The sequence below is a fragment of the Parvibaculum sp. genome (genome assembly GCF_030651915.1).
Lineage (GTDB): Bacteria > Pseudomonadota > Alphaproteobacteria > Parvibaculales > Parvibaculaceae > Parvibaculum.
The window spans coordinates 1,149,434-1,167,338 of the sequence record NZ_JAUSBV010000005.1; the positions used below are offsets into that span (position 1 = coordinate 1,149,434).

The 17,905-nt window shown below is 62.7% G+C and carries 17 protein-coding genes and 1 tRNA gene; 13 read left to right on the top strand and 5 right to left on the bottom strand.

Annotated features, from left to right (window positions below):
• Positions 1-81: 81 nt before the first annotated feature.
• Positions 82-2,805 (bottom strand): PAS domain S-box protein, encoded by a 2,724-nt coding sequence (locus Q7V31_RS09885; RefSeq protein WP_304733898.1) that lies wholly within the window; start codon positions 2,803-2,805, stop codon positions 82-84.
• A gap of 27 nt (positions 2,806-2,832) precedes the next feature.
• Positions 2,833-4,164 (bottom strand): globin-coupled sensor protein, encoded by a 1,332-nt coding sequence (locus Q7V31_RS09890; protein WP_304733899.1) that lies wholly within the window; start codon positions 4,162-4,164, stop codon positions 2,833-2,835.
• Between the two features lie 434 nt (positions 4,165-4,598).
• Between Q7V31_RS09890 and Q7V31_RS09895 the strand changes: the two genes are divergently transcribed.
• On the top strand, positions 4,599-5,231 hold the full coding sequence (locus tag Q7V31_RS09895; protein WP_304733900.1) for a Crp/Fnr family transcriptional regulator: 633 nt from the start codon (positions 4,599-4,601) through the stop codon (positions 5,229-5,231).
• 61 nt (positions 5,232-5,292) lie between these two features.
• On the opposite strand, the gene Q7V31_RS09900 is transcribed toward Q7V31_RS09895, so the two are convergent.
• Both Q7V31_RS09900 and Q7V31_RS09905 read right to left on the bottom strand, forming a co-directional pair.
• Positions 5,293-5,368 (bottom strand) — tRNA-Ala (locus Q7V31_RS09900).
• Between the two features lie 129 nt (positions 5,369-5,497).
• Positions 5,498-5,878 carry a TIGR02300 family protein gene (locus tag Q7V31_RS09905; RefSeq protein ID WP_304733901.1) on the bottom strand — a complete coding sequence of 127 codons (381 nt, stop codon included), beginning with the start codon at positions 5,876-5,878 and terminating at the stop codon, positions 5,498-5,500.
• Positions 5,879-6,084: 206 nt separating this feature from the next.
• Between Q7V31_RS09905 and aroA the strand changes: the two genes are divergently transcribed.
• The 12 genes from aroA to Q7V31_RS09965 all read left to right on the top strand — a co-directional run bounded on the left by aroA (position 6,085) and on the right by Q7V31_RS09965 (position 17,472).
• Positions 6,085-7,431: a 3-phosphoshikimate 1-carboxyvinyltransferase gene (gene aroA / locus Q7V31_RS09910; protein ID WP_304733902.1), complete on the top strand. Its 1,347-nt coding sequence runs from the start codon at positions 6,085-6,087 to the stop codon at positions 7,429-7,431.
• The gene (cmk, locus tag Q7V31_RS09915) at positions 7,428-8,051 is read left to right on the top strand and encodes a (d)CMP kinase (RefSeq protein ID WP_304733903.1); all 624 of its coding nucleotides are present in this window, start codon (positions 7,428-7,430) and stop codon (positions 8,049-8,051) included. Before aroA ends, cmk begins: the two co-directional genes overlap by 4 nt.
• Before the next feature lie 195 nt (positions 8,052-8,246).
• Complete coding sequence (rpsA, locus tag Q7V31_RS09920; protein WP_304733904.1) at positions 8,247-9,956, top strand: 30S ribosomal protein S1; 1,710 nt, start codon at positions 8,247-8,249, stop codon at positions 9,954-9,956.
• Between the two features lie 82 nt (positions 9,957-10,038).
• Positions 10,039-10,983, top strand: coding sequence for a signal peptide peptidase SppA (gene sppA / locus Q7V31_RS09925; RefSeq protein WP_304733905.1), 945 nt, complete (start codon positions 10,039-10,041; stop codon positions 10,981-10,983).
• Positions 10,984-11,052: 69 nt separating this feature from the next.
• On the top strand, positions 11,053-11,382 hold the full coding sequence (locus tag Q7V31_RS09930) for an integration host factor subunit beta (RefSeq protein WP_304733906.1): 330 nt from the start codon (positions 11,053-11,055) through the stop codon (positions 11,380-11,382).
• Between the two features lie 49 nt (positions 11,383-11,431).
• Positions 11,432-11,719 (top strand): DUF1049 domain-containing protein, encoded by a 288-nt coding sequence (locus Q7V31_RS09935; protein ID WP_304733907.1) that lies wholly within the window; start codon positions 11,432-11,434, stop codon positions 11,717-11,719.
• Between the two features lie 62 nt (positions 11,720-11,781).
• Complete coding sequence (gene pyrF, locus Q7V31_RS09940) at positions 11,782-12,483, top strand: orotidine-5'-phosphate decarboxylase (protein WP_304733908.1); 702 nt, start codon at positions 11,782-11,784, stop codon at positions 12,481-12,483.
• A gap of 7 nt (positions 12,484-12,490) precedes the next feature.
• Positions 12,491-13,138: a phosphoribosylanthranilate isomerase gene (locus Q7V31_RS09945; RefSeq protein WP_304733909.1), complete on the top strand. Its 648-nt coding sequence runs from the start codon at positions 12,491-12,493 to the stop codon at positions 13,136-13,138.
• Between the two features lie 36 nt (positions 13,139-13,174).
• A complete protein-coding gene (gene trpB, locus Q7V31_RS09950; protein WP_304733910.1) occupies positions 13,175-14,392 on the top strand; it encodes a tryptophan synthase subunit beta in 1,218 nt (405 codons plus the stop codon).
• Positions 14,389-15,228, top strand: a complete 840-nt coding sequence (gene trpA / locus Q7V31_RS09955; RefSeq protein WP_304733911.1) for a tryptophan synthase subunit alpha — start codon at positions 14,389-14,391, stop codon at positions 15,226-15,228. Before trpB ends, trpA begins: the two co-directional genes overlap by 4 nt.
• A 13-nt stretch (positions 15,229-15,241) precedes the next feature.
• Positions 15,242-16,153 carry an acetyl-CoA carboxylase, carboxyltransferase subunit beta gene (gene accD, locus Q7V31_RS09960; RefSeq protein WP_304733912.1) on the top strand — a complete coding sequence of 304 codons (912 nt, stop codon included), beginning with the start codon at positions 15,242-15,244 and terminating at the stop codon, positions 16,151-16,153.
• Positions 16,150-17,472, top strand: a complete 1,323-nt coding sequence (locus Q7V31_RS09965) for a folylpolyglutamate synthase/dihydrofolate synthase family protein (RefSeq protein ID WP_304733913.1) — start codon at positions 16,150-16,152, stop codon at positions 17,470-17,472. Before accD ends, Q7V31_RS09965 begins: the two co-directional genes overlap by 4 nt.
• A 51-nt stretch (positions 17,473-17,523) precedes the next feature.
• Here Q7V31_RS09965 and trxA read toward each other — a convergent pair whose 3' ends face one another.
• Positions 17,524-17,844, bottom strand: coding sequence for a thioredoxin TrxA (trxA, locus tag Q7V31_RS09970; RefSeq protein ID WP_304733914.1), 321 nt, complete (start codon positions 17,842-17,844; stop codon positions 17,524-17,526).
• Between the last annotated feature and the right edge of the window lie 61 nt (positions 17,845-17,905).

Below are 17,905 nucleotides of genomic sequence, written 5' to 3' on the forward strand. Positions count from 1 at the left end.
TTAGTTGTTTTTATACAAGTAATAATAGAACGTAAGAGATATGGTATCGGCGTGTATGCGATTTATTAACATGATCGACGGCTAGCTGCCGGATACATGGCGGCGCGGCGCAACATCGGGGATCGCCCTTGTACGCCATGACGGGAAATGAACCGCAACACGCGTGCCTTTATCGAGTTCACTGTCGATGGTGATCGTCGCATCGTGAAGAAGCGCAAATTGTTTGACGAGCGCGAGGCCGAGGCCGACCCCGTCGAAACGCCGCGAGAGGCTGCCTTCCACCTGCACGAACGGCTCCATCACGCGCTCGATATCCGCCGGGGCGATGCCGATGCCGCTATCCGACACCTGGAGGACAATGCCGCCATCCGTATCGCGTCTGGCGGCAAAACTGACCGTGCCGCCCGCCGGCGTAAACTTGATCGCATTGGAGAGGAGATTGAGGATGATCTGCTTCAGCAACCGTTCGTCCGCATAGAGCGCCGGGAACGCCACAGGTATCTCACGGGCGAGCGTTAAACCCGCCAACGCGGCACGACCGTCCACGATGCGCATGCAGGCACAGGCCAGATCATCGACGACAAGCGGAGACTCGTCCATGTCCGTTGCGCCGACTTCGATGCGGCTGAGGTCCAGGATATCGTTGACGACGGCGAGAAGGTGATGGCCGCTGTCATTGATATCCTTGGCATAGGAACGATATTGCGGCACCTCCATCGGACCCAGAACGTCGCTGGCCATCAACTCGGAGAAACCGATGATAGCGTTCAGCGGCGTCCTGAGTTCATGGCTCATATTGGCCAGAAACTGCGACTTCGCCTCATTGGCAAATTCTGCGCGCTTGAGCGCTTCCCGCAAACTGTCGGTCACATGATTAATGACCGTTGTATCCAGAACGGTTCCGCGCATGCGCACCGCCCTGCCCGTTGCATCGCGCTCAATTTCCGCGTGTTCACGAACAACCCGGATCGAACCATCAGGCAGCACGATGCGATGTTCGATCTTGTAAGGCTCTTTGCTCTCAAGCGCCTGTGCGATGGCCTGCTCGACGGTATCGCGATCTTCCGGATGTACATATGCAAGAAAGACGGGATAGGTCATTTCCACGCGGTGCGGTTCCAGACCAAATATCCGATAGGCTTCGTCTGACCAGCGAAGCGTGTTGGGCGCAATATCCCAAAGCCAGTTACCCAGATGGGCAATTCGTTCGGCTTCGGCAAGGTTGTAGGCGCTTTCACGCAGCGCACTGACTGCACGGTGCCGGTCGGTCACATCGTAGCAACCGATCAATGTTACGTCATCGCCCGCCATACTCATCGCGACAGCCGAAAAAGCGCACCAAACGACACGGCCGTTATCGGTTCTTATGCGCGCTTCAATTCCGGCAACCTTTCCATCGGCACTGGATCCCCCCGACAGGTCCGCAACAAGCTTGTCGTCGAGGAATTCGGCAATGTTCCTGCCTGCCACCTCCGAATGCGTTGCCTCGACAAGCGTGGAGAAGGCGCCGTTGGAAAATAGAACCCCGCCGTCGGCCCGGCGCACGATCACGAGTCCGAACGGCATTGCCTCGACGATCATCCGCAATTGGCGCTCTCGCGCATGCAGCGCCTCCTCGGTCTGCCGCAAGGCCGTCAGGTCACGCACGACGGCGGTATAGACCATCTCATTGTCGATCACCACGCGGGAGACCGACGCCTCTGCCGGAAATTCGGTACCATCTTTACGGCGCCCTCTTACCTCCGGCCGTGCCGCCATATGCTTCGTCGAGGCCTCGTCCTTGGCGAAGCGGGCCACGTGCGCCTTGTGGCGTGTCCGGGCGCTGGGCGGCAGCAGGACATCGAGAGACTGCCCGATGATGTCTTCAGCGGCATATCCAAAGATGCGCTCGGCCTGCTTGTTGAAGATCCGGATTTTGTGTTTGCTGTCGGTCGCCACAATGGCATCGCCTGCCGTCGCCAACAGTTCGTCGAGTTGACGGCGGGCGTCGCCGGCTTCTTCTGCCTTGAGACGGGATTGCAGTGCCATGCCAAGGCGGTCGGATACCCCTTCCAGAACATCAAGGGTCAGCCGGTCACGCGGATGCGCGTGGCTGAAGCCGAACGTCAGCACGGCGACAGTCTCGTCATTTGCCCGAAGCGGCACCGCAACGCATCCGCCGGTATCGACCATGCCGCCGTCATGGTCACGATAGACAATCTCCCCTGATTGCCATGCCTCTTCGGCTATCCCGCGACCGCTCGACAGCGATCGCTCCGGCGTCTCGTGGTCCACAGGACGGTTGCTCGGCAAGATACGTGTCGCCTTCCGCGTCAGGCGCCCTTCGCGCTGCAACCACGCCTCCGCATAAGGCCAACCGGCATAGAGCGAGATCATATGCAGGAGGGTATCGAGCGCACCCCCGAGCGTCGTCGACTTCATCAAGCGGTCGATAACCGTCTGGGAAAAACGAAGCCGACGGTCCTCACGCACGGATTCGGAGATGTCCGCCACGATAAGAATCGTGTTCGATCCGGGTCCCCACACACGCGTCAGGGCAAGTTCGCTTCCGTCCGGACGACGGCAACGGCGACGGAGTTCGTGGTTCACCTCATCGCCGGAGCCGGGCGTACTCGGCAATGCGACGGTTTTACCTCCGGCGGCGAGCAGCCGTTCGACCATGGAGAGCGTCGGGCGCTCTCCGCCCATATTCCCGACATTTTCCAGCAGCACAACGGAAGCGGCATTCTGCGAGACGAGTTGCCCCGTGGCTGGATCGAAAACGAATACCGCGGGCGAGTGCGGCTGGACAAGCGCACGATTCATTATACTGAGCTTTCGCGGAACGCGTCCTCAGGCCGCTCGCGCCCGCGTGAGGAACTTGTCAACCTGTTCACGAAGCGTCTCGGCCTGGCGGGCGAGAATGTCCGACGAACCGGAGATCTGCGCGGCCGCCGAACCCGTTTCGGCTGCAGCTTCGGCGACAGCGACAATGTTGGACGAAACGTCCTGGGTGCCACGTGCGGCCTCCTGGACGTTGCGCGCGATTTCGTTCGTCGCCGCGTCCTGCTCGTCGACCGCCGCGGCGATCGAGGTGGCAATCTGGTTCATTTCCGTGATCGTCTTTTCGATCGACTTGATCGCATCGACCGATTCCTGGGTCGCGCCCTGCATAGCCTTGATCTGCTCGGCAATCTCTTCGGTCGCCTTCGCCGTCTGATTGGCGAGACTCTTGACTTCGGAGGCAACGACCGCAAATCCCTTGCCCGCTTCGCCCGCGCGTGCGGCCTCGATTGTGGCGTTCAATGCAAGGAGGTTCGTCTGCGCCGCAATATCGTTGATGAGCGTCACGACATCGCCGATCTTCTGTGCCGCATCGGCCAGACCCTGGACCTTGCCGTCTGTGCGATGCGCTTCCTGAACAGCCTGTCCGGCGATCTTGGTGGACATCGACGCCTGACGACCAATTTCGGCGATCGAACTGGAGAGTTGCTCGCTTGCTGAAGCGACCGTCTGAACGTTTGTGGATGCTTCCTCGGAAGCCGCCGCGACGGTTGTGGTCTTGGCGCTCGTCTGTTCAGCCGTCACGCTCATCGCCTGAGCCGATGCTTGCAGTTCCGTGGAGGCCGATGCGACGGATTTGATGATCTCATTGACCGCCACATCGAAGTCGGCGATGGCCGTCTCAAGCGTCCTCTGGCGTCCTGCGCGTTCTTCCACCATGGCATCCTGATAGGCCGAGATGGCGAGATCCATATCCAGCAGAACGGCTGTGTTCAGTGCGCCGATGACTTCGGCAAGACGCTTGGGCGTCCAGCGATATTTCTGGACGGCGACGTCGACCAGCCGGTTCATCACGAACTTGTAACCACCGATGTACCAGCGCGGCTCCAGGCCGATGCGGTTGTGTGTGAGGCCGATCGTATGCACGCTTTGCATATAGGCGTCGTCGAAACGACCGGAGAAAAGGCGGCCCCAATGCGTGCCCTGCGCCTGCTTGAGGCGCGGCGTCTGTGTGCCGACAAGTTTGGCGAGTTCGGGAACGGCACCAAGATGAGCGTAGAAAGCATCGAGAACGTCCGGCAGATGCGGCTCGATCACCTTCCAGAAATCACGCAGCGCTTCCCCGGTTGCTTCCGAGACCTCCATGAAACGCATGCGCCCGTCGCGATCGACCCTCGACATCTGGTTTTCCGTCATAATTCCCCCCACCGAAAACGGGCCAGCTGCGCCGGCCTCAAGCCCAATCCTGCGCCGATCCGGACTCCTCAAGCAGCAGGTTCTGCGACTTTTTGTCCATCGAATCAGTGCGATTGAAGTTGATTCTAGAATTCAATTTGAAATAAATAGTTAATGGTAAAGTATTGATGATTATATATATTATAGCATTACGATATATACTGTATTTATATACTATGTTGAAAAATATATATTTTACCCTGTCCCCTCTAGGAAAAGTATTTTGGGCGCGATAACTGTTTCACTCTTGGGTATAAAAACCGTGGTGAACCCTGCCCACACGGGGCGGTGCCAGGCGGGAAGTATAGTTTGTGAGCAACGGTTCATCCGACGACTGCGATGATTGCGCATTCCGGCATATGCCGTTTTGCGGCGCCGTCTTGGGTCCCAATCGGGATACCGCGCACCGCGGCCGAAAGACAGATGGTACGGTCCGGGCACGCCAGAATCTCTACAAGCAGGGCGAAGCACGCGGCCGTGTCATGGTGTTGCGCGACGGATGGGCAATCAGGTTTGCGCTCACGCCCGACGGACGGCGTCAGATTCTGTCGATCCTGCTTCCCGGCGATATCGCCGGCGGCGAATTCCTCATGCGCGGCGAGGTGCGAATCCCGGCCCAAGCCATTACGCCGGTTCGCTATTGCGCGTTCGAGGCCGGTGACCTGAGGGAAGTCGCAAAAGACGATCCCGACCTCGTCTGGACCTTTGCCGACATTTGCTTTTCCGGGCATGAAGCGGTCGAAGCGCGCCTCGTCGATCTCGGCCGGCGCAATGCCGAGCAGCGCATCGCGCGGCTCCTTATTGAAATACACGGGCGGCTGGCAAAGCGCGGGCTGGCCAATGGAAATACGATTCCGTTTCCGTTGCGCCAACAAATTATCGCCGACGCATTCGGACTTACCCAGGTTCATGTCAGCCGCGTCATGACCTCGATGCGCGACCGCGACATCATTCGGCTATCGGCTGGTTTCCTGACCATACTTGACATGGATTTGCTGAACGAGATCGCATAGACGATACCGCCCGCGGTATGCGGGAACATTCGTCTACCGATAATCGTGACCGGGGATGAATTGGTGGAGCCAGACGGAATCGAACCGACGACCTCTTGCATGCCATGCAAGCGCTCTCCCAACTGAGCTATGGCCCCGCCTTGTATCCGGCGCGGGATGGGCCCCGCACCGACGGTGGCGGAACTTAGGGCCGCGCCCCCCGGCGATCAAGAGAAACTTGATGCCGGAGAGATCGCGCAACCGCGGCGTCCCGCCTTGCCGTTATTTCAGTCGTCGTCGCCCTTGCCGCCGCGAACGATGCCGGTGACATCGTCATCCTCGTCTTCGTCGTCGGGCAGGAAGGCGTCGTCGGCGTCGTCATCCTCGACCTCGACGTCCACATCGACATCGATATCGTCGTCGTCGACCGCCAGCTCCTCGTCGCGCATCGCATCGAGCGAGACGGTGTCCCCGTCATCGACCACGACGCGCTTCAGCGGCTTCTCCTTCGGCTTTTCAACCGGCTTGGCACGCTTCGCCTTGGTGCCTGTGTCGGGCACATATTCGTGCTTGCACTTGGGGCACACGACCGGGTTCTTGTTCAGGTCGTAAAACTTCGCGCCGCAACTCGGGCAATCGCGTTTGGTTCCCAACTCGGGTTTCGACAAGCTAGCACTCCCCCGCGTCTATCCGCGTCTTGCGCGCCCTCGGTCAACCCGGCGCGCGGCATATGGCCTTGAAGGATTTTCCCATTGCCACGTTAAGTTGCTCCTGTCAAAACCTATTCGCGCCGTTCCCGCCCGCGGCCGCTCCGCCGGGAGCGGGCCGGGACGCCCCGCCGGCGCTTCCCGGCAACCCCAGCAGCGAAAGCGCCTTGGCCCATTTCCCCGCGACGCCCCTCACCGCCGAACCTTCGGACCGCCTGTCGGGCACCGTCAGGGTGCCGGGCGACAAGTCGATTTCGCACCGGGCGCTGATCTTCGGCGCGCTGGCGGTCGGCGAGACGCGCATTATGGGGCTTCTGGAGGGCGCCGACGTGCTGGCGACCGCCGAGGCCATGCGCCGCCTCGGCGCCGATGTGCAGCGCCATGCCGACGGCTCATGGTCCGTGCACGGGGTCGGGGTCGGCGGGCTGCGGGAACCGGACCAGCCTCTCGATTTCGGCAATTCGGGAACCGGGGCGCGGCTTGTCATGGGCCTCGTCGCCGGCCACCCGATTACGGCGACCTTTATCGGCGATGCGTCGCTGTCGCGCCGCCCGATGGGCCGCGTGATCGCGCCGCTCACCGATATGGGGGCGACTTTTCATGCCCGTGCCGGCGGCCGCCTGCCGCTGACGCTGATCGGGGCGCGGCGGACCATGCCCATTGCCTATCCGCTGCCGGTCGCCTCGGCGCAGGTCAAATCGGCCGTGCTGCTGGCCGGCCTCAACGCACCCGGCCAAACCACGGTCATTGAGGCAACGCCGACCCGCGACCATACCGAACGGATGCTCAAGGCCTTCGGCGCCGAGGTCCAGATCGAAACCGGGCCGCGCGGCCTTTTGGCCATCCGCCTCACCGGCGAGCCCGAACTCCGGCCCTGCCCCATCGCGGTGCCGGGCGACCCCTCATCGGCGGCCTTTCCGGTCGTCGCGGCGCTGTTGACGCCGGGCTCGGAGATCATCGTCCAGGGGATCACGCTCAATCCGCATCGAGCCGGCCTCTATACGACGCTGATGGAAATGGGTGGTGACATCGAGGTGATGAACCAGCGCGAGGAGGGCGGTGAGCCGGTCGCCGATCTTCGCGTCCGGTCGAGCCGCTTGCGCGGGATTGACGTGCCGCCGGAGCGCGCCGCTTCGATGATTGACGAGTATCCCGTGCTGGCGGTCGCTGCGGCCTTCGCCGAGGGCGAGACCAAAATGCTCGGCATTCACGAACTCCGCGTCAAGGAAAGCGACCGGATCGCGGCCACCGCCTCCGGCTTGCGCGCCAACGGCGTCAAGGTCCGCGAGAGCGAGGATGGGATGATCGTCGAAGGCCGCGGCGGCGCGGTCGCAGGCGCGGGTCATGTCGCGACCCATATGGATCACCGTATCGCCATGTCCTTCCTCGTCATGGGTCTTGCGGCACAAAAGCCGGTGACCGTCGACGATGCCTCAATGATCGCGACCAGTTTCCCCGATTTCGTGCCCCTCATGCGCGGGCTCGGGGCGAGCTTCAGCGGCGCAGGCCAATGATCGTCGCCGTCGACGGCCCCGCCGCCTCCGGCAAGGGCACACTGGCGCGGGCGCTTGCCCGCCATTACCGCCTCGCCTATCTCGACACCGGCTCCCTCTACCGCGCGGTCGGTCAAGCGGTGCTGGCCTCAGGGGGGGATCCGGCCGACGAAAAAGCCGCCCTTGCGGCCGCCGAGGCGCTCGATGCCGCCAAAATCGACGAAAAGGCGATCCGCACCGCCGAGGCCGGTCATGCGGCCTCCGTGGTCGCCGCCATGCCGGCTGTCAGGACCGCCATTTTGGGGCTGCAGCGGCGCTTTGCCGCCCAAAAGCCGGGCGCCGTGCTCGACGGACGGGATGTCGGCACGGTCGTTTGCCCGGACGCCAATGTGAAGCTCTTTGTCTTCGCCAGCCCCGAAATCCGGGCCCATCGGCGCTGGCTCGAACTCAACAGTTCGGGGTCCGCCCTCTCCGAGGCACAAGTCCTTGAGGATGTGAAGGAAAGAGACCGGCGGGACGCCGAGCGGGCCATCAGTCCCATGAAGCCGTCGCCCGACGCACACTTGCTCGATACCTCCGATTTGAGTATAGAAGCGGCGTTCGACGCAGCCGTCGCGATCATCGACAAAGCAATGGGTTAAGTGCGTTTTCGCCGTTCGGGCGGCGCGCCTTTTTCGCATTGCTCTGACGCAGGATTCCGCCGGTCGGGTCGTTTTTTGCAACCTCTAACCGACACCGCCCAAATCCACATGCTCCCGGACGTTCTATGATTTCGGGGGAAGACCCGCGGACCCAACCGCCGGCCGGAATAAAAGCATCGTCAGGAGACTTTTACATTGGCTAACACCGCAAGCGCGCTCAATCCGAGCCGCGAAGATTTTGCCGCCCTGCTGGAGCAGTCCTTTTCCGAAGGCAGCATGCAGGAAGGCTCCGTCATCAAGGGGACGGTCGTCGCCATCGAAAACGACCTCGCTATCATCGATGTCGGCCTCAAGACGGAAGGTCGCGTCGCCCTCAAGGAATTTGCGACACCCGGCAAGCCCGCCAACCTCAATGTCGGCGATATTGTCGAGGTTTATCTCGAGCGCATCGAGAACGCGATGGGCGAAGCGGTGCTCAGCCGCGAAAAAGCCAAGCGTGAGGAAAGCTGGATCCGCCTCGAGGAAGCCTTCGAGAAACAGGATCGCGTCGACGGTCAGATTTTCGGCCGCGTCAAAGGCGGCTTCACGGTCGATCTCGACGGCGCTGTGGCCTTCCTGCCCGGCAGCCAGGTCGATATTCGTCCCGTGCGCGACGTGACGCCGCTGATGAATATTCCGCAGCCCTTCCAGATTCTGAAAATGGACAAGCGGCGCGGCAATATCGTCGTCTCGCGCCGTGCGGTGCTCGAGGAAACGCGCGCCGAACAGCGGCAGGAGCTGGTCGAGAACCTGAAAGAAGGCCAGGTGCTTGAAGGCGTCGTCAAGAACATCACCGATTACGGCGCCTTCGTCGATCTCGGCGGCGTCGACGGCCTCCTCCATGTCACCGACATCGCCTGGCGCCGCGTCAATCATCCGACCGAAGTGCTCTCGATCGGCCAGACGCTGAAGGTTCAGGTCATCAAGGTCAATCATGACACGCAGCGCATTTCGCTGGGCATGAAGCAGCTCGAAGCCGATCCCTGGGAAGGCGTCGAGGCAAAATATCCGCTCGAGGCACGCTTCAAGGGCCGCGTCACCAACATCACCGACTACGGTGCGTTCGTGGAGCTCGAGCCCGGCGTGGAAGGCCTCGTCCATGTCTCCGAGATGAGCTGGACCAAGAAGAACGTGCATCCGGGCAAGATCGTTTCCACCTCGCAGGAAGTGGAAGTGATGGTGCTCGAAGTCGATCCGGTGAAGCGCCGCATCTCGCTTGGCCTCAAGCACTGCATGGACAATCCCTGGACGACCTTCGCCGAGAAATATCCCTCGGGCACGATGGTCGAGGGCGAGATCAAGAACATCACCGAGTTCGGGCTCTTTATCGGTCTCGACGCCGATGTGGACGGCATGGTGCACATGTCCGATCTCGACTGGAACCGCCCGGGCGAAGAGGCGATGACCGATTACCAGAAGGGCCAGATCGTGAAAGCGGTCGTGCTCGATGTCGACACCGAGAAGGAACGCATCTCGCTGGGCATCAAGCAGCTCTCCGGCGATCCGATGGAATCGCTGGGCGATATCCGCAAGGGTGCCGTCGTGACCTGCACGGTTACCGCCGTCACCGAAAACGGCCTCGAGGTCACGGTGGGTGCGGACGACATGTCGGCCTTCATCCGTCGCGCCGAACTGGCGCGCGACCGTGGCGATCAGCGACCGGAACGTTTCTCGGTCGGTGACAAGATCGATGCCCGCGTGACGCAGTTCGACCGCGCGGCTCGCAAGATCCAGCTTTCGATCAAGGCGCTCGAAATCGCCGAAGAGAAAGAAGCCGTGGCGCAGTACGGCTCGTCGGATTCGGGCGCGTCGCTGGGCGACATTCTGGGTGCGGCCCTCAACAAGGCCAGCACGGACGATAAATAAGGGCGCAACGGGTGGGGCGACAAGCCCCGCCCGTCGCGTTAAGCTCCGGCTCCACTTTCGTCCTGTCCGGAGGGTAAGACACGTGTCGCTCGATGCAGATACATTGACAGACAGGCGGCGTTTGAAGCGCCGCCTGTTTTTTTGGCGCGCCGGCGCCGTCCTCGCGCTGGCCGTGGCATTGATTGCATTGATGTCCGAGCGCGGCTGGCCCGGCCGTTCGCATATTGCCCGTGTCGAGATCGGCGGCATTGTCGTCGACGATCGCTTGCGGCACGAAATGCTGGACAAGATTGCCAAGGACCCGAGCGTCAAGGCGGTGATCCTCGCCATCGACAGCCCCGGCGGCACGACGACGGGCGCCGAGGCACTCTACGAATCCATCCGCCATGTCGCGGCCGAGAAGCCGGTCGTCGCCGTGCTGGGGACGGTTGCCGCGTCGGGCGGCTATATCGTCGCCATGTCGGCCGACCGCATCGTCGCCCGCGGCAACACCATCACCGGCTCCATCGGCGTCATCTTCCAATGGGCGCAGCTTGAGGAACTTCTGAAGCATATCGGTGTCGAGATGCGCGAGGTCAAATCGGCGCCGCTGAAGGCCGAGCCGAACCCCTTCCACCGGCCGAGCCCGGAGGCGCTGCAGGTGACAAAGGATCTCGTCGACAGCTCCTATGACTGGTTCCTGCATCTCGTTATGGAACGGCGCGGCATGGACGAGGCAATGGCGCGACGCCTCGGCGACGGACGCGTCTTCACCGGCTGGCAGGCGGTGGAAAACGGGCTCGTCGACGAGATCGGCAGCGAAGAGCAGGCGATCGCCTGGCTTGCCGAGGAATACGAGCTCGATGCCCGCCTCCCGGTCCAGACATGGGAACCGGCCTATCCCGGTCTCGGCTTTGTGGGCTTCGCCGGCCGGATGCTGGGCGAGACGATCATTGTCGCCGGTGAGGTCGTGGCCGGAAAAACACTGCAAACAAAAAGACTTACACTTGACGGTCTGACAAGCGTTTGGCAACCTGACCGCCAATAAGGGGAGAGTCAGGACCGCTTCCGGTGACGGTCAAGGACAATGCGAGGCACGGCCGGGGGACGCAAGCATATGATAAAATCGGAACTCGTCGCGCGTCTGGCTCAGGCCAATCCGCATCTCTACCAGCGCGACGTCGAACGCATCGTCGGGACGATTTTCGACGAGATCAGCGCCGCGCTGGCGCGGGGCGACCGGGTTGAGTTGCGCGGCTTCGGGGCCTTTTCGGTCAAGAGCCGGCCGGCGCGCACCGGCCGCAATCCGCGCACCGGCGAACCTGTTCACGTCGAGGAAAAATCGGTGCCCTTCTTCAAGACGGGCAAGGAATTGCGCGAGCGCCTTAACAATGCCGATATTTCCGACGACAAGCTGATGGCGGCCGACGACGGCGACGACGATTGATCCCGGCGCCGGCGGCTCTTGTTGACGCCCTGATTTCGGGACAGAACGCGTGAAACTCCTGCGCTGGATATTGCTGCCGCCCATCGTTCTCCTTGCGATGGCACTGGCGGTCGCCAACCGGTCGAGCGTGACCTTCAGCCTCGATCCCTTCAACCCGGAGAGCCCGGCGCTCGGCGTCGATATCCCGCTTTTCCTGATCGTGCTGGTTTCGGTGCTTGTCGGTATTCTGGCCGGCGGCTTCGGCGCCTGGGCGCAGGCCCGGCGAAAAGCGGCGCGGAGCAAGGGCGCGGCCCCGGTGGGCGGTTTGCCGGCGCTTCGAGCCGCCGAAAACGACTAAATCCGGTCCCCTTGCGGCGCCGATCTGCTATAAGGCGGCCCAAGGACATGAGCAGGCCCGCGATGACACTTGGCAACCCGATTTTCTGCGCACTGGACACCACCGATGTCGATCGGGCGGTGATGCTTGCGCGCGGCCTCAAGGGCAGCGTCGGCGGTGCCAAGATCGGCATGGAATTCTTCAACGCCCATGGGCCGGCCGGCTACCGGGCGGTGGCTGAAACGGGACTGCCGATCTTTCTCGACCTGAAGCTTCACGACATTCCGAACACGGTCGCCGGTGGCATTCGCGCGGTACTGCCGCTCGCGCCCGCCATCGTCAACGTCCATGCGGCCGGCGGCAGCGCCATGATGCGCGCGGCCGCCGAGGCGGCGCGCGAGGCGGGCGAGCGCCGTCCGCTGATCATCGGCGTCACGCTGCTGACGAGCCTTGATGAAACCGATCTGGCGGCAACCGGCGTCGGCGGCACGACATCCGATCAGGTGCGCCGGCTTGCAGGCCTTGCGGCCGCTGCCGGTCTCGACGGCGTCGTCTGCTCGGGCCATGAGATCGAAACCCTGCGCCGCGATCTCGGGTCTGACTTCAAACTGATCGTGCCGGGTATCCGTCCGGCCGGAAGCGCCATCGGCGACCAGAAGCGGGTGATGACGCCGACCGAAGCCCTGGCGCTCGGCGCCGATGTGCTCGTTATCGGCCGACCCATTACCGGCGCGGGCGATCCGCGGGCCGCGGCCGAAGAGATCGTCCGCTCGCTTGCGGCATGATCCCGTCATGACGGTCCGTGTCAAAATCTGCGGCTTGTCGACACCGGAAACGATCGAGGCATCGGTCGCCGCCGGTGCCGACTATCTCGGTTTTATCTTCTATCCGAAAAGCCCCCGAAACATCTCGCTCGCACAGGCCCGCGCGCTGGCGGCCGGCGTTCCTTCCTCCGTGCTCAAGGTCTCACTCACCGTCGATGCCGACGACCGGACGCTTGACGGGGTGGTCGAGGCACTCCAGCCCGACATCCTGCAGCTTCATGGCGCGGAAACGCCGGACCGCCTTGTCGAACTCAAATCACGCTATGGCATCACGCTGATGAAGGTCATTGGCGTCGCCGAGCCGGGCGATCCGGAACTTTGCGAAATTTACCGAGATTCCGCCGATTTGTTGCTGTTCGATGCCAAACCGCCTAAATCTATGGCGGGTGCGCTGCCGGGCGGAAACGGCTTGGTTTTCGACTGGTCGCTGATCGCCGGCCATCGGCCGGACATGCCCTGGATGCTTTCAGGCGGCCTCACCGCCGAAAATGTCGCCGAGGCGATCCGCATTACCGGCGCCGAAGCGGTCGACGTTTCATCCGGTGTCGAAAGCGCGCCGGGCAAGAAGGATCCGGCCGCGATCGCAGCCTTTATTCGTGCGGCCAAGGGCGCCTGACGGCAGCCTGAATTTGGTGGAAGAGAAAGTTCGAGCGTGAGCACTTCGCAAGCCAACTCACTACGCAACGGACCCGACGAGCGGGGTCGCTTCGGCATTTTCGGCGGCCGCTTCGTCGCCGAAACGCTGATGCCGCTGGTGCTCGATCTCGACAAGGCCTACACCGCCGCGAAGAACGACCCAGCCTTCCAGGCGCAGATCGATTTCATGCAGCGCGATTATGTGGGCCGGCCAAGCCCGCTTTATCTCGCCGAACGTCTGACCGAGAAATTCGGCGGCGCCAAAATCTACATGAAGCGCGACGAGCTCAACCATACCGGCAGCCACAAGATCAACAATTGCCTCGGACAGATTCTGCTGGCGATGCGCATGGGCAAGACGCGCATCATCGCCGAAACCGGTGCCGGCCAGCACGGCGTCGCGACCGCCACCGTCTGCGCGCGTTTTGGTCTGCCCTGCGTCGTCTATATGGGCACCACCGACATCGAGCGGCAGAAGCCCAATGTCTTCCGCATGAAGCTTCTCGGCGCCGAGGTTGTGCCGGTCACGTCTGGAACCGGCACGCTGAAGGATGCGATGAACGAGGCCTTGCGCGACTGGGTGACCAATGTCGACAACACCTATTATCTCATCGGCACGGTCGCAGGCCCCCATCCCTATCCGGCGATGGTGCGCGACTTTCAGTCGGTGATCGGCAACGAAACGAAAGCGCAGATGCAGGAGCGCGAAGGGCGGTTGCCGGATTCGCTGGTCGCCTGTATCGGCGGCGGCTCCAATGCGATGGGATTGTTCCATCCCTTCCTCGACGATCGGTCGGTGAAAATCTACGGCGTCGAGGCGGCCGGCAAGGGCCTTGAAACCGGCGAGCATTGCGCCTCGCTGAAAGGCGGCTCGGCCGGCGTGCTGCATGGCAACCGGACCTATCTGCTGCAGGACGAAGACGGGCAGATCAAGGACGGTCATTCGATTTCGGCCGGCCTCGACTATCCGGGTATCGGGCCCGAGCATGCATGGCTGCACGAAACGGGCCGTGCCGAATATGTGTCGGCGACCGACAAGGAAGCGCTTGAGGCGTTCCAGCTCTGCTCGCGGCTCGAAGGCATCATTCCGGCGCTTGAACCGGCGCATGCGCTGGCTTTCGTCTCGAAACTCGCACCGACGCTGCCGAAAGACCACCTGATGGTGATGAATATGTGCGGGCGTGGCGACAAGGACGTGTTCGCGGTTGCCGACCATCTGGGGGTGACGCTGTGACGACGCGGCTCGACAAACGCTTTGCGCGTCTGAAGACGGAAGCCCGCGCGGCCTTCGTCACCTTCATCACCGCCGGCGATCCCGATTTCGACACGACGCTGGCCATCCTGAAAGGCCTGCCGGCTGCCGGCGCCGACGTCATCGAACTCGGCATGCCGTTCACCGATCCAATGGCCGATGGGCCGGCGATCCAGGCATCGACGCAGCGGGCGCTGAAAGCGGGCGCCAGCATGATGAAGACGCTTGATCTCGTGCGCCGGTTCCGCGCCAGCGACAGCGATACGCCGATCGTGCTGATGGGCTATTACAATCCGATCTATCACATGGGCGTCGAACTGTTCCTTTCCCGCGCGACCGAAGCGGGCGTCGACGGATTGATCGTGGTCGATCTGCCGCCTGAGGAAGATGACGAGCTCTGCGAACCCGCCATGCGCGCCGGTCTCAATTTCATTCGTCTCGCGACGCCGACGACCGACGACCGGCGCCTGCCGGCCGTTCTCGCCAACACGTCGGGCTTCGTCTACTACGTCTCGATCAACGGCATCACCGGCTCGGCAAGCCCCGAGACGCGCAATGTCGCGGCGGCGGTCGCCCGCATCAAACGTCACACTTCTTTGCCGGTCGCTGTCGGCTTCGGCATCCGCACGCCGGAACAGGCAGCCGAGATCGCACGCAACGCCGATGGCGCTGTGGTCGGCTCGGCGATCGTCGATGCCATTGCCGCCGAAATCGATCCGCAAGGCCGGGTGAAACCGGGCGCCGCCGAGCGCGTTCTTGCATTCGTGCGTAAGCTTGCCGATGGCGTTCACGGCGCGCGCGCCACCGCAGCGGAATAGAAGGAAGGACCCGATGAACTGGATCAACAATGTCGTCCGGCCGAAAATTCAGCGGGTTTTCAAGAAGCGCGAACAGGCGCCCGACAATCTCTGGCACAAATGCGGAAATTGCGGCGAGATGATCTTCCACCGCGATCTCGATGCGGCGATGCGCGTCTGCCCGGCCTGCGATCATCATTTGCGGTTCGGCACGAAGGAGCGCCTCGCGTCGATTTTCGACAATGCCGACTACCAGCTCGTGCCTGTCGACGGTGTCCCGCTCGATCCGCTGAAGTTTCGCGACCAGAAAAAATATCCCGACCGCCTCAAGGAAGCGCGCAGCAAGACCGGCCGGGACGACGCCGTGACCGTCGCGCACGGACCGCTCGACGGTGTCGAGGCTGTGGTCGCGGTTGAAGACTTTTCTTTCATGGGCGGTTCGCTCGGCATGGCAGCCGGCGAGGCGATCATTCGCGGCGCCGAGGTGGCGCGCGAGATGAAGGCACCCTACATCCTCTTCACCGCCGCCGGTGGCGCGCGCATGCAGGAGGGCATCCTTTCGCTGATGCAGATGCCCCGCACCACGGTGGCCATCCAGCTGCTGCGCGAAGCGGGCCTTCCCTTCATTGTCGTGCTGACCGATCCGACGACCGGCGGCGTTCTCGCCTCCTATGCCATGCTGGGCGATATTCAGATCGCCGAGCCGAAGGCGTTGATCGGCTTTTCGGGCCGTCGCGTCATCGAGCAGACGATCCGCGAAAAATTGCCGGACGATTTCCAGCGGGCAGAGTTCCAGATGGAACATGGCATGGTCGACATGATCGTGCATCGTCACAAGATGAAGGAAACGCTGGCGCGTATTGTTCGGCTGATGACGCACCGCCCGCGCAGCGCAAAGCAGCAAAGCGCCAATGTCCCGGCGACGGTTGCCGCGCCGGCGCCGTGAGCGAACAGGAACGCTTAACCAGCGACGTCATCCTCGACCGCTTGACCGGGCTTCATCCGAAGCTGATCGACCTTTCGCTCGATCGCACATGGCGATTGCTTGCCGCACTCGGTCATCCGGAACGCGCCTTGCCGCCGGTTTTCCACGTTGCCGGAACCAACGGCAAGGGATCGGTTGCCGCTTACTTGCGGGCCTGCCTCGAAGCGGGCGGCTATGCCGTTCACAGCTATACCTCGCCGCATCTCGTGCGCTTTCACGAACGCATCCGCCTCGCCGGACATCCACACAGTTCCTTCATCGCGGAACCGGCGCTGGCGGCGCTGCTCGACGAATGCGAGCGCGCCAACGGCGGTCAGCCGATCACTTTTTTTGAAATCACCACCTGTGCCGCGCTGCTCGCCTTTTCACGCGCACCGGCAGACGCCCTGATCCTCGAAGTCGGCATGGGCGGACGGCTCGACACGACCAATGTCGTTGCAAGGCCCGCCGTCTCCGTCGTCACGCCGGTCGATCTCGACCATCAGGCCTTTCTCGGCGACACGATTGCGCTGATCGCGGCCGAGAAAGCCGGCATTCTGAAGCGCGGCGTTCCCGCCGTCATCGGCCCGCAACCTGACGAGGCGCGTGTTGCCATTGAAATGGCGGCCGAAAAAACCGGTACGCCGCTCTTCATGCACGGACAGGAATTCACCGCACATGAGGAGGCGGGATCGCTTGTCTATCAGGACGAGGCCGGCCTTCTTGACCTTCCCTTGCCGCGGCTTGCCGGCCGGCATCAGATCGACAATGCCGGCATCGCCATTTGCGCGCTGCGCCGCGCGGAGATTTTCCCGCTCGATCGGACAGCGATCGCCGAGGGACTGACCCATGTCGAATGGCCGGCACGGATGCAGCGCCTGACGCGCGGACCGCTGTTCGATTTGTTGCCGAAGGAGAGCGATCTCTGGCTCGATGGCGGCCACAATCCCGCGGCCGGACGCGCCATCGCCGAGACCATGGCCGATCTCGCCGCGCGGGATCCAAAGCCGCTCGTGCTCATCTGCGGCATGCTCGACACCAAAGACGCCACCGGCTTCTTCGCGCCGTTCGCCGGGCTCGCCGCGCATGTCGAGACGGTCACCATTCCGGACGCGCCAGCATCGCTGCCGGCCGAAAAGCTCGCCGAGGCCGCACATGCCGCCGGGCTCGACGCGACGCCGGCCGCATCGCTCGAGCAGGCGCTTTCCCGCGCCAATGTCGATGCCGGCCGTGCCAGCCCGCGCGTCCTTATTTGCGGCTCGCTCTATCTTGCCGGTCACGTGCTGCGCGACCACGCATGAAAAAGGCCGGTTCGTGAGAACCGGCCTTCTTTAAATCTCCCGCAACGGCAATCAGATCGCGCCGTCGATCCATTCGACGATCTTGCCTTTCGGCAGAGCGCCGACTTTTGTCGCAGCCACCTGACCGTCCTTGAAGATCATCAATGTCGGGATACCGCGCACGCCGTACTTGGTCGGCACATTCGGGTTCTCGTCGATATTGATCTTCGCGACGGTCAGCTTGCCGCCGTAATCCTTGGCGATCTCTTCCAGCGCCGGGCCGATCTGCTTGCAGGGGCCGCACCACTCCGCCCAGAAATCGACCAGAACGGGGCCGGAAGCATCCAGCACATCGCTCTCGAAGGATTGATCGGTCACTTTGTTGGTCGCCATCTTCTTCCTTTCCTGGCCCAGGTTCCTGTTTCACCAGGCGGGCCTGCGCGCCAAAAGGGCG